The sequence below is a fragment of the Pseudomonas sp. AKS31 genome, assembly GCF_023634765.1.
Classification (GTDB): domain Bacteria; phylum Pseudomonadota; class Gammaproteobacteria; order Pseudomonadales; family Pseudomonadaceae; genus Aquipseudomonas.
Genome location: NZ_JAMLFX010000012.1, coordinates 39970 through 51617 on the forward strand (window position 1 = coordinate 39970; position 11648 = coordinate 51617).

Sequence of the window (11648 nt, forward strand, 5' to 3'; positions counted from 1 at the left end):
AGGTTCTTCAGGAAGCCGAAGCACTCCTGCAGCAATCCCTGACCGTCGCCCGCAGCCAAGGCGCGCTCGCCTGGGAACTGCGCAGTGCCACCTCACTGGCGCAACTCTGGCAGCGCCAATCGCGCTGCCAGGAGGCGCTGGATTTGCTCACGCCGATCTACCAGCGCTTCACCGAGGGCTATGCGACCCCGGACTTGCGCAAGGTACGCTTGCTCATCGACGAACTACGCGTGCACCTGCACGCCTGAGGTTTGGCGAATCCGGCTGATATAACGCGAATGACGACGTTCAAGATCAATCCCTTCACCGCTACGCTCCAGTTGCTCGCGGGCATAGCAGCGAGTGGTGTGGAGCATTCGGTATCGGCCAGCACTGCCACCCCGCTCCACCACCAGCAATGACTGGCGTGCCAGGCCTTCAATGAGCGCGGCAAGCCGCGACGGCGCCAATTGCGGGCAACTGATCACCGCCAGTGCCGCCTCCAGGGTAAACGCCATTTTGAACACCGATAAACGCTGCAGTGCGCGTTGCTCTTGCGCGCTCAAGCGTTGATAGCTCCAGTCGAGTGCCGCCTGCATGGATTGGTGGCGGGGTACAGCGGTGCGTCGGCCATGGCTGAGCACGTGCAGACCATTGCTGATTTGCGCCTGCAAGCCGACCAACGCCAAGGCATCGATCTGCGCCGCCGCCAGTTCGATCGCCAGCGGTAACCCGTCGAGTTGGCGACAGATCTCCAGGACGGCTTTGACATCCTGCTCGCGCAGGCGGAAATCGTGCTGTCGCGCCCGTGCGCGGCTGACAAACAACTGCACTGCAGAATGGCCCATGGCTTCAGCGATGCAATCGCCTGCCGAGCGTTTCGGCAGGGTCAGCGGTGGCACGCACTGAAGGGTTTCCAGACTGACCTGCAAGGCCTCGCGGCTGCTGGCGAGGATCGACAGTCGGGGAGCGGCCTCAAGCAACGTTTCAACCGCTGCTCGGCAGGCATCGCGACGGTGATCACAGTTATCGAGCAACAGCAATGCATGGCGAGTCGACAGTCCGGGCAAATCGCTTGCGAAGATGCGCAGCACATGATCGAGCAGCGCTGTGTCGTCGTCGATCGAACTCAGATCGATCTGCCACACGCCATCTCGGTAGTACTGCAACAGCAGTTCCGCGACCCGCAACGCGACAGTGGATTTACCCACCCCGGCCGCGCCTGTGAGGGTCATCAGCCGACACAGCGGCATTTGCCGCACCAGCCCGCCGACCAGCGAATCGCGCCCGGCGACCGAAGTCAGTCGTGCCGGCAGATTATGCTGGGGCGTTTGCAGGGCCTCGAACGCCACTTGCGCGACGCGGTCGCAGCGCACCGGGGCAATAAAGCTGTAACCGCATTGCGGCACGTTAACGATGTAGCGCTGCCCGTTTTCACCGTCACCCAAGGCGCGCCGGAGCGCGGCGATGTGCACGCGCAGGTTGATCTCCTCGACCACCGACGTCGGCCACACCAGGGCAATCAATTGCTCCTTCGTGACCACTCGCCCGGCACGCTCGACCAGCACCTGCAGAATGTCCAGCGCGCGACCGCCCATGCGCAGTGGCCGATCTCCGTGGAGTATCAGCCGTTGGCGCAGATGGAAGGCGTAAGGGCCGAAATGCAGCACCGACGCCGCGTTCAAATCGATGAGGCTATCCATGCCAGCTATCTTGGCAGCCTCAGATGACGCGACAAGTGCTACACGGGACGCAGCACGGACATACGGGTGCGCCAGACGGACAGCAGCGCTCTAGCTGAACTGTTCGCGGTATTGCGCGGGCGTCAGGCCGAGCTTTTCAGCGAACAGCGAACGCATGTGCCGCACACTGCCGAAACCACTTTTGTAAGCTACGGTTTTAAGGGGCAGATCGCTGGTTTCCAGCAGATTTCGCGCGCAATCGATGCGCGCACTTTGCAGAAACTCCATGGGCGTCATATTGATGTCGCGGGTAAACACTCGCGCGAAGTGCCGCGCACTCATGTTGGCAATCGCCGCCATGCGCTCGACCGTGAAGGCTTCGTCGAGGTGTTCCAGCACGTAACTCTGCGCGCGGGTGATCGGCGTTTCCTGCGGTGCCACGGCAGCCATCAGCGGGCTGAACTGCGCCTGCCCGCCCTGCCGCTTCATCACCACCAGCAGAACTTTGGCCACATCCTGCGCGAGTTTCTTGCCATGATCGCGAGCGACCACGGCAAGCGCCATATCGATCCCCGCCGTAACGCCTCCCGAGGTGATCAGATTGCGATCCTCGACATAGATCTGATCGGTCGTGACATGGGCTTTCGGGAATCCCTTGATCAGACGTTCGGTGTAATTCCAGTGCGTGGTGACACGGTAACCGTCAAGCAAACCGGCGTGCCCCAGAACAAAGGCGCCAGTGCAGATGGACCCGTAGTACTCGACGCGCCGGACTGCGTCTTTGAGCCAGGCAAACAACGACGGAAATTGTTGGTTGTAGGCACCGGGGCCACCCGGCACCAGCAGCAAGTCAAAACGCTCGGTGTCATCGCCAATGATCCGGTCGGCCTGCACCATCACACCATTGGAGGCTCGCAGCGGGCCGGCTTCGGTGCCTAGGGTGATCAATTGATAATGCGCATCGGGCTTCAGATAGCGATTGGCAACCGAAAAAACCTCCAATGGCCCGGCCATGTCGAGCAGAAGAAAGTCGGGAAACAGCACCATTGCCACGGTTTTCATGGGAAGACATCACTTAAATCAGAAAGACATGATACAGACCAGACATTATGGCCAACTGTAGCCGTTTGAGCGCAAAAGTTTTGTGTGACGGCTATCGCAAAACTGTCAACCTTGAAGGGACAGTCTTTCAATTTTCACCTACTTATTGCGCAATCCAGTAAACAGTAACCTTCTCCTCACTCGGACGAATTCACGTCCCGCAAGGAGATTTCATCATGCTGACCCTTCGCAAAGCCTCCGATCGTGGCCTCGCCAATCATGGCTGGTTGAAGTCCTTTCACACCTTTTCCTTCGCCAGCTATCGCAACCCTCGTGAGCAGGGTTTCTCCGACCTGCTGGTGATTAATGATGACCGCGTTGCCGCCGGCAAAGGCTTCGGCCAGCACCCGCATCGCGACATGGAGATATTTTCCTACGTGCTGGACGGCGCGCTGGAACACAAGGACACGCTCGGCACCGGTTCGGTCATTCGCCCGGGCGACGTGCAGTTGATGAGCGCCGGCAGCGGCGTGGCGCACAGCGAGTTCAACCACTCGGCGACCAAACCGGTGCACTTCCTGCAGATCTGGATCGTGCCGGATGTCAGCGGCGCCAAACCGCGCTATCAACAGGAACATTTCAGCGCACAGAAAAAACGCGGTCGCCTGCAATTGATCATCTCGCCGGACGGCAACGACGGTTCGCTGAAAGTGCGCCAGGATGCACGTGTCTTCGCCGGCCTGTTCGACGGCAAGGAAAGCGCCACACTGCAACTGCCAGCCAACCGCTACGCCTATGTGCATGTTGCACGCGGCAGCGTTGAACTCAATGGCCAGCCATTGCACGAGGGTGACGGCGTGCGGGTTCGCGAGGAACAGTTGCTGAGCTTGAGCAACGGTGTCGATGCCGAGGTGCTGGTATTCGACTTGCGGCCACAGGAGTTGCCAGAGATGCCATGATGCGGTGTTTCAATGCCCACCAAAAACGGCCTTCCTCGAAGGCCGTTTTCTATTGTGGAGATTCGGGTACTTGTTGCGAAGCCGGCCTTGGTGCACTTATATCCTTGCCGATCTGGATCGCAGCGAGTGTCGTCTGCAAAGTGGTTAACACCGCTGCTTGATTGGCGAAGTGCGCCCCCACGACGACGGTGATCATTCCGAGAAAATGGACGGCCGTGGTCGCCCAGTAATGCGCCTTCACTGTCGAGGCGTGTTTGATGGCTTCTTTTGATTCTTCGGCGATTCGTTGTACACCGTCCCACATCAGATCGTATCGTTTGTCCCTCTCCATTTGAGCCTTGTCTCGCTCAGCCTGAGTCACCAGGTAAGCATCGATTCTTGCCGACACACGCTCGACCCGAGCGTCCATTCTGGTCTCGATTGTTTCTATCCTGGCATTGAATTCTTCACGACTTATAGCGTTCATGGCTTGAGCATTCCGACTTTTACTCGATAGATCACTGACTGGATTTTGACTGAATTCCGTGGTTTTCAACGCGACACCTTCCTGGCTCTTACGCTACCGTCCCTGGCATTAACATCAGTGAAAGCACGACGCCCCTCACCGAGCTGACGAAAACAATAGGACCCATCGAGAACGCTGACAAGCCGGGAGATTCTGCCTCTGATGTAGGCTGTTTCGTCAGAGGTTGTAGCCCTGCCAAAAGAACGTCTGCCTAGTCATTCTCCGACGCGAACACGTCGACAATCTGCTCAATCACCGCCCTCACCCGCGCGGTATGCCGCAGATCCGCGTGGGTCACCAGCCACACTTCATACGGCAATGGTCGAGTGCGCTCCGGCCAGAGCCTGACCAGACCATCGCGCTCGCCCATGTACACCGGGATTTCTCCTACACCCAGCCCTGCTGCAATCGAACGGCGCACGAGCAGGCTGGAACTGAGGCTGGCGACGATCCGGCCGCGACTGAGCGGCTCCGACACCAGGGTCAGGTCCTTTTTGCTTTGCAGATACGGTTGATAGACCACCAGATCATGCCCTTCAAATGCTGTGTCCGGCTGCGGCACGCCATTGGCATCGATATAGGCCTGGGAAGCGAATAGCCCCACCGGCCATCGGGCGATTCGCCGGGCGATCAGGTCAGGGTTGTCCGGGCGGGTGTTGCGCACCGCGATATCCGCCTCGCGCTTGGCCAGGCTGAGGATCTGCGTGGACGCATCCAGTTGCACTCGCACGTCCGGGTGCTGCTTGTGCAAACAGGCAATGGCCGGGATCAGAAAGTCGATGGCCAGCGAATCCGTGGTACTGACGCGCACGGTGCCGGTCAGGCGATCGTCCAGGCCTTGAATCTGCCGCTCCAGCTCCAGTGCCGAATGCTCCATTTTCTCCACACTCTTGAGCGCCGCCTCACCGACTGCGGTCAACGCGTAGCCGTCGGAAGTACGCAGGAACAGCGTCGCACTCAGGGACTTTTCCAGCGCTGTGATTCGCCGCCCGACCGTGGCCTGATCCACCCCCAGCACACGCGCTGCACCACGTAGCGTCGACTCGCGGCAAACGGCCAGAAATACCCGTGCATCATCCCAATTCATGCTGCCTCCCAGTGATGCAGATTCGCATCGTAGCGCCGCTTAATCGCTGCATTAACGCAGCAACGATAGCCGATATGCTGGACGCCATAAACCTTCCGCGAGATCGCTATCATGCGTACATCAACCTCCACCGGCATCTGGCTGCCGATCTTCGCCGGCCTCTGCGCCAGCCTGGTCAGCATCGGGCTGGCGCGTTTCGCTTACACCCCATTGATCCCTTCGCTGATTGAGGCGCGGTGGTTCAGCGCCAATGATGTGGTCTACCTCGGTGCGGCCAATCTGGTCGGTTATCTGATTGGGGCCCTGCTCGGCCGGCCGACAGCGCGCCAGCTCGGCAATAAAAATGCCTTGCGACTGATGATGCTGGTGGTCACGACGGCATTTTTTGCCTGTGCGTTTCCGTTGTCGGTGAGCTGGTTCTTCGGCTGGCGGCTGCTGTCGGGGATTGCCGGTGGCGCGATCATGGTGCTGGTGGCCGCGACAGTTCTGCCGCATGTGCCGGCGGCGCGAAAAGGGTTGGCCAGCGGTGCGATCTTTCTCGGCATCGGTCTTGGCATTGCCGGTTCCGGGACGCTGGTGCCGCCGCTGTTGAGCCTGGGTTTGCAAGCGACATGGCTGGGCCTGGGGGCTTTGGCTTTGGTGCTGACAGCACTGAGCTGGTTCGGCTGGCCGTCTGACTTCCCGCACCCACAGGCCGCGCAGGAAAAGGCGCCCGTTGAACCGACACCGCGCGGTGTGTATTTGCTGTTCGCCCAATACGCCTTCATGGCCGCTGGCCTGGTGCCGGCCATGGTGTTTCTGGTGGATTACGTGGCTCGTGGACTCGGCGACGGGGCGCATGTCGGCGCGCTGATCTGGGTGATGTACGGTTTGGGCGCGATTGTCGGCCCGGTGAGTTATGGCTTTCTTGCCGATCAGCTTGGCGCACGTTCCGGCATTCGCCTGGTGCTGGTGGTGCAAGCGATTGCCCTTGGCTTGCTGGCGATGTCTCACTCGTTTGTGGTGCTGGCGCTGCTGGCGGTGATTCTCGGTTCATTTCCGCCCGGCATTGTTCCGCTGGCCCTGGCCCGCGTGCATGAGCTGGTGCCGCAGCATCATCGCCAGCAAATTGCCTGGAGCCGCGCCACAGTGTCGTTCGCCACGTTTCAAGCGCTGGCCGGGTTTGCCTATTCAGCCTTGTTCAATGCCAGTGGCGGTCACCATGCGTTGTTGTTCGTCATCGCCGCTGGCGCGATCGCCGTGGCGCTGTTGCTGGAGCAAGCCATGAAATGGCTGCCCGCCCCTGTCGAAACGCGCTGCTGCGCAAATTGAAGGGAATCATTGTTTGCACAGCACGCTCCCATCTACAGAACCTATACCAACAGGAATCGATATGTCCCTGCCCAAAGAAATGACCCGAATCGAAATCAGCGAACCCGGCGGCCCCGAGGTTTTGCAACCCAAACGCGTGCCGCTTCCAATCGTCGCGGAAGGCGAAGTGTTGATCCGCGTTCACGCCGCTGGAATCAACCGGCCGGACGCTTTGCAGCGTGCCGGCAAATACCCGATGAAACCCGGCATGAACCCGATTCCCGGGCTGGAGGTCGCCGGCGAAGTCGTGGCCCTCGGGGGCGATGTCAGTCAGTTCGCTGTGGGCGACAAAGTCTGCGCGCTGACCAACGGCGGCGGTTATGCCGAATACTGCGCAGTCCCGGCTGGCCAGACCCTGCCGATACCACAAGGTCTGGACTGGGTGCACGCCGCCGCGATCCCGGAAACGTTCTTCACCGTGTGGGCCAACCTGTTCGGCCTCGGCGGCGCCAGCCGTGGTCAACGCGCTTTGATTCACGGTGGCACCAGCGGCATCGGCACTACCGCACTGATGCTGTGCCGCGAGTTCGGTATTGAAGCGTTTGCCACCGCCGGCAGCCCGGACAAATGCGCCGCGATTCGCGATCTCGGTGGCGAAGCGATCAATTATCGCGATGAGGATTTCGCGGCAGTCATCGCCGAGAAAACTTCAGGCCAGGGCGTCAATGTCATCCTCGACATCATGGGCGGCTCGCACCTCAACGGTAACGTCAGCGCCCTGGCGATGGATGGCCGACTGGTCATGCTCGGCTTCCTCGGCGGCGCGCGGGCCAATGACTTTGATCTGCTGGCAATGATGGCCAAACGCGCGGTGATCACCGGCTCGCTGTTGCGCGCCCGTACCGCTGCCGAGAAAGCCGCGATTGCCGATCAACTGCGAGAGCACGTATGGCCGGCGCTGGCCGCCGGGCGCTGCCTGCCGATGATCGACAAGGTTTACCCACTCGCCGACGCCGCTCAGGCTCACGCGCACATGGAGGCTGGCGACCATATCGGCAAGATCGTTCTGCAGGTCGTGTGAGTCTTTGCAGCATTTGGTAATCGTTGCGCCGGGGCGGTGGTCGAAAAACTCACGCGCAGGCCCAGGCATCTGGTAAAAAGCGTTCTTTGTCTGCGCCTGGGTGAAACGTTTAATGTTCCTGTCCTTCATGACGCGTCTGCGACGCCGCCGTTTGGCGTTTGCCTGCATGGCCGCGCTGATTATCGGCGTGCCGACCAGTTGTGCCGTGCTCGAACACACCGAACGTAAACTGTTGTTTCGCATCGAACCGGGCACCGCCGGCTGGTATCACGGCTTGCCCGGCAGCGTGCAGGAACTCGATCTGCAACCAAAGAGTTTCAAGGCCGGGGAAAACATTCACGCCTGGTGGTGGCCGGCAGAAAAAGCCAATGCGCCGGCCATTCTCTATCTGCATGGCGTGCGCTGGAACCTCACCGGGCAGTTGTTCCGCATTGAACAACTGCGCGCAGCGGGTTATTCAGTGCTGGCCATCGACTACCGAGGTTTCGGCAAGAGCCATGGTGATCTGCCGTCGGAAAGCAGCGTTTACGAAGATGCACGGGTGGCGTGGGAGCGCTTCAAACTGCTGCAACCGGACCCGGCCAAACGTCTGATCTACGGGCACTCCCTCGGTGGCGCCGTGGCCATCGATCTGGCCGCAGAACTCGGCCAGGCCGCCGCTCGCGATCACTCTGCATTGCCGGTGCGCGGGCTGGTGATCGAGTCCACATTCACTACGCTGGCGGATGTTGCCGCGTCTGTAGCCAACACTTCGCTGCCGGTGCGCTGGCTGCTGTCGCAGAAATTCGATTCGATCGACAAGATTGCCGATATCCACATGCCGCTGCTGGTGGTCCACGGTTTGGCCGATGCGTTCGTGCCGCCGCGCTTCAGTGAGCAACTGTTCAACGCCGCGCAACAACCCAAGCGCCTGTTGTTGGTGCCGGGCGCGACGCATAACAACAGCATGGCGTTGGGTGGACAGAATTACCGCAAGGCGCTCGACAGCCTGATGCAGAGCAAACCGGCCCCTCGGGTGGCCGGGCCTGCAATCGTGCGCAGCGGCCGCGACACTTAACGGTAGCCGCGAGCCTGCAAATCAAACAATTGCGCGTAATGCCCGGCGGCGGCGATCAATTGATCGTGGCCGCCCTGCTCCAGAATCCGGCCTTGTTGCAGCACGACGATGTGGTCGGCATTGCGCACGCTGGAAAAACGATGGGAAATCAGCAACGTCATGCGACCGTCGCTGTGTTGGCTGAAATGCTCGAACACTGCCGCTTCGGCCGCCGGGTCAAGGGCGGACGTCGGCTCATCAAGAATCAGAATGTCGGCATCACGGCGCATGTACGCGCGGGACAAGGCAATCTTCTGCCACTGCCCGCCAGACAACTCCTGGCCACCGGCAAACCAGCGTCCCAACTGTGTGGCATAACCCTTGTCGAGCCCCTCGATAAAGGGCGCCGCCATGCCTTGGTCGGCGGCCTCCTTCCAGCGTTGCGCGTCGTTGAACGCCAGGGTATCGCCGACGCCGATGTTTTCTCCGACGCTGAACTGGTAGCGGATGTAGTCCTGAAAAATCACGCCAATACGCCGACGTAACGCGGTCTCCTGCCAATCCTGCAAGTCACTGCCGTCAAGCAGGATGCGCCCTTGATCCGGGCGATAGAGCCGGGTCAGTAGCTTGATCAATGTGGTCTTGCCTGAACCGTTCTCGCCGACCAACGCCATGCTCTGGCCTGGCACCAGTTGCAGGTCAATGTTTTCCAGCGCTGGCCGACTGGCACCCGGATAGCGGAAACCGACGCTTTCGAAACGCAAACCATCGCCCGGACAGACGCCGGCAGTCAGGTGGCCGGTATCCAGCTGGACCGGTTCGGCCAGGTATTCATAAAGACTGGTCAGGTAGAGGCCGTCTTCGTACAGGCCGCTGATCGCACTCAAACTGCTGCTCACCGCGCTTTGGCCTTGCTTGAACAGCACCAGATACATGGTCATCTGGCCGAGACTGATCTGGCCATGCACGGCATCGATCACCACCCAGGCATAGGCCACATAAAAAGCCGCGGTACCGAGCAGACCGAGGCCGAAACCCCAGCCGTCGCGCCGCAACGTCAGGCGGCGGTCTTCGGCATACAGCCTGGCGAACGTGTCGCGGTAGCGTTGCAGCAACAGCGGTGCAAAACCGAACAGCTTGACCTCTTTGATGTAGGTTTCGTGGGACAGCAAGGTTTCGATGTAATTCTGCTGCCGACTCTCCGGCGCGCGGCGAGTGAACAGACGAAAAGCGTCACCGGAAAAATGCGCCTCGGCAAAGAACACCGGCAACGCACCGACCACCAGCAGCACCAGCGCCCAAGGTGAAAAATGCACCAGCAGCACACCAAAGCTGATCAACATGATCAGGTTTTGAATCAATCCCAACGATTTCATGACCAGCGCCAGCGGCCGGGTCGAAGCCTCGCGACGAACCCGCACCAGCTTGTCGTAGAACTCGGAGTTTTCGAACTGCACCAGTGACAGGGTCTGTGCTTTCTCCAAGATAAGCGTATTGACCTTCTGCCCTAGCTGCACCCGCAATAGAGACTGCTGCACCGACAGTGCTCGTTGCGTGCCGGACAACAGCGCCAACACCCCGGCCTCCAACAACACATAACGCAACACCGGCCACAGCGGCGCACTGCCGTGTTGCGCGTGCAACTGCATCGCTGCCACCACGGCATCGACAATCCGCTGCCCCAACCACGCCGCCAGCGCCGGCAGTAACCCGGCCACCAACGTTGCCAGCACCAACCCCAGAAACAAGCCATGCGATGTCCCCCAGACCAAGCGCAAGGCTCGCTGCGCCTGATCGAACAAGGACGTGAAACGCGATAGATCAGGCATGGGGCATTGCACTCTGCAGGTGATGACGGTGCGTCATGGTACTCCAGCGCCACGACCGAATTTCACACGACGAGCGCGTTATCGTCGACGCGCTTTTCAGAACAAAAACATCTGGGAGACTCTGCCCTTTCCGGCGTCCAACGCTCTGCTATGGTTTAACCGCCCTACGCGGAACCCGGCGACACCCGCCACGCTCCGCGTCTGACTGCCGGGAGCAGAGACATGAGAATCAATCCCTACCTGATCTTCAACGGAGATTGCCGCGAGGCCTTCACCTTTTACGAGCAAGCCTTGCAAGGAAAGCTCGAAGCGTTGATGACATTCGGCGAAACACCCGCCGCCGAACACGTGCCGAAAGAACACCACAACCTGATCATCCACACCTGCCTGAAAGTGGGTGATCAGATGATCATGGCCTCGGACACCACACCCGATCGCCCGACTCAGGGCATGAGTGGCTGCTCGATTTCGCTGAACGTCGACAGCATTGCCGAAGCCGAACGCGTGTTCAACGCGCTGGCCAAGGACGGCCGCATCGATATGCCGCTGGAAGCGACGTTCTGGGCGGCGCGTTTCGGCATGCTGGTCGATCGTTTTGGCGTGTCGTGGATGGTCAATTGCGAAAGCGAAAAGTGACGCCGAGATTTCATCATCCATGAAAAAGCCCGACCGGTTCAGGTCGGGCTTTTTTGCTTCAGCGTTGGGCCAATTCGTGGCGTACACATTGTTCGTAATAGGTCTGCTTGACCGCTGCCGGCTTGAGCTTCGACGTGCTGTTGTAGGTTTGCTCGGTGATTCCCATCGCAGTCATGCGCATCCACGGTTGCTGGAATCGTCGCACCTGCAATTGTTTGCGCGCGCCATACAGCGAGACGCCTGACAGCTTCGATTGCTGAGCACCGGCAGCGATATCCGAGCCCCAGATACAGGCAAAGCGATGGCTTTTGCTTAATTCTTTTGCCTGCACGCCTGTGGCAAAAACAGCCAGGGAAAGCGTTGCAACGGTGATGACAATCGTCCGCATAGAGCCCACCTAACCTTTTGAAAAAAGGCGATTTTGCCGGGGAAGCGAACGTCCGGGGGCCAGCAGTTTGCCGTCTTTTCGGAGTTTTTTGCGGGCCAAAAAAAGGGCGACGGGATTTCGTAATGAAATCCCGTC

The 11648-nt window shown here is 60.0% G+C and carries 12 protein-coding genes; 6 read left to right on the plus strand and 6 right to left on the minus strand.

The features are described 5' to 3' along the window. Positions 1 to 248, plus strand: a 248-nt coding sequence (locus M9827_RS22755) for a hypothetical protein (protein WP_250607230.1), incomplete at its 5' end; no start/stop codon positions are given. On the opposite strand, the gene M9827_RS22760 is transcribed toward M9827_RS22755, so the two are convergent. Together M9827_RS22760 and M9827_RS22765 are read right to left on the minus strand one after the other, a co-directional pair. Beyond that, on the minus strand, positions 225 to 1682 hold the full coding sequence (locus tag M9827_RS22760) for an ATP-binding protein (protein WP_250607231.1): 1458 nt from the start codon (positions 1680 to 1682) through the stop codon (positions 225 to 227). The genes M9827_RS22755 and M9827_RS22760 overlap by 24 nt on opposite strands. Positions 1683 to 1772: 90 nt before the next feature. After that, on the minus strand, positions 1773 to 2723 hold the full coding sequence (locus M9827_RS22765; protein WP_250607232.1) for a GlxA family transcriptional regulator: 951 nt from the start codon (positions 2721 to 2723) through the stop codon (positions 1773 to 1775). 215 nt (positions 2724 to 2938) lie between these two features. Between M9827_RS22765 and M9827_RS22770 the strand changes: the two genes are divergently transcribed. After that, positions 2939 to 3661 (plus strand): pirin family protein, encoded by a 723-nt coding sequence (locus tag M9827_RS22770; RefSeq protein ID WP_250607233.1) that lies wholly within the window; start codon positions 2939 to 2941, stop codon positions 3659 to 3661. Positions 3662 to 3710: 49 nt separating this feature from the next. Here M9827_RS22770 and M9827_RS22775 read toward each other — a convergent pair whose 3' ends face one another. Both M9827_RS22775 and M9827_RS22780 read right to left on the minus strand, forming a co-directional pair. Next, positions 3711 to 4196, minus strand: coding sequence for a hypothetical protein (locus M9827_RS22775; RefSeq protein ID WP_250607234.1), 486 nt, complete (start codon positions 4194 to 4196; stop codon positions 3711 to 3713). A 181-nt stretch (positions 4197 to 4377) separates the two neighbouring features. Further along, complete coding sequence (locus tag M9827_RS22780) at positions 4378 to 5253, minus strand: LysR family transcriptional regulator (protein WP_250607235.1); 876 nt, start codon at positions 5251 to 5253, stop codon at positions 4378 to 4380. Between the two features lie 111 nt (positions 5254 to 5364). Between M9827_RS22780 and M9827_RS22785 the strand changes: the two genes are divergently transcribed. From M9827_RS22785 to M9827_RS22795, 3 genes are all read left to right on the plus strand, one after another. Then, complete coding sequence (locus M9827_RS22785) at positions 5365 to 6564, plus strand: YbfB/YjiJ family MFS transporter (protein ID WP_250607236.1); 1200 nt, start codon at positions 5365 to 5367, stop codon at positions 6562 to 6564. A 61-nt stretch (positions 6565 to 6625) separates the two neighbouring features. Next, positions 6626 to 7624, plus strand: coding sequence for an NAD(P)H-quinone oxidoreductase (locus M9827_RS22790; protein ID WP_250607237.1), 999 nt, complete (start codon positions 6626 to 6628; stop codon positions 7622 to 7624). A gap of 112 nt (positions 7625 to 7736) precedes the next feature. Continuing rightward, positions 7737 to 8681: an alpha/beta hydrolase gene (locus M9827_RS22795; RefSeq protein ID WP_250607238.1), complete on the plus strand. Its 945-nt coding sequence runs from the start codon at positions 7737 to 7739 to the stop codon at positions 8679 to 8681. Here M9827_RS22795 and M9827_RS22800 read toward each other — a convergent pair. After that, entirely contained in the window at positions 8678 to 10489 is a 1812-nt protein-coding gene (locus tag M9827_RS22800; protein WP_250607239.1) for an ABC transporter ATP-binding protein, read from the minus strand. The two genes, M9827_RS22795 and M9827_RS22800, sit on opposite strands and share 4 nt — an antisense overlap. A 222-nt stretch (positions 10490 to 10711) precedes the next feature. Between M9827_RS22800 and M9827_RS22805 the strand changes: the two genes are divergently transcribed. Then, complete coding sequence (locus M9827_RS22805) at positions 10712 to 11125, plus strand: VOC family protein (RefSeq protein ID WP_250607240.1); 414 nt, start codon at positions 10712 to 10714, stop codon at positions 11123 to 11125. Between the two features lie 58 nt (positions 11126 to 11183). Here the strand turns inward: M9827_RS22805 and M9827_RS22810 are convergent, their stop codons facing one another. Beyond that, positions 11184 to 11513: a hypothetical protein gene (locus tag M9827_RS22810; protein WP_250607241.1), complete on the minus strand. Its 330-nt coding sequence runs from the start codon at positions 11511 to 11513 to the stop codon at positions 11184 to 11186. Between the last annotated feature and the right edge of the window lie 135 nt (positions 11514 to 11648).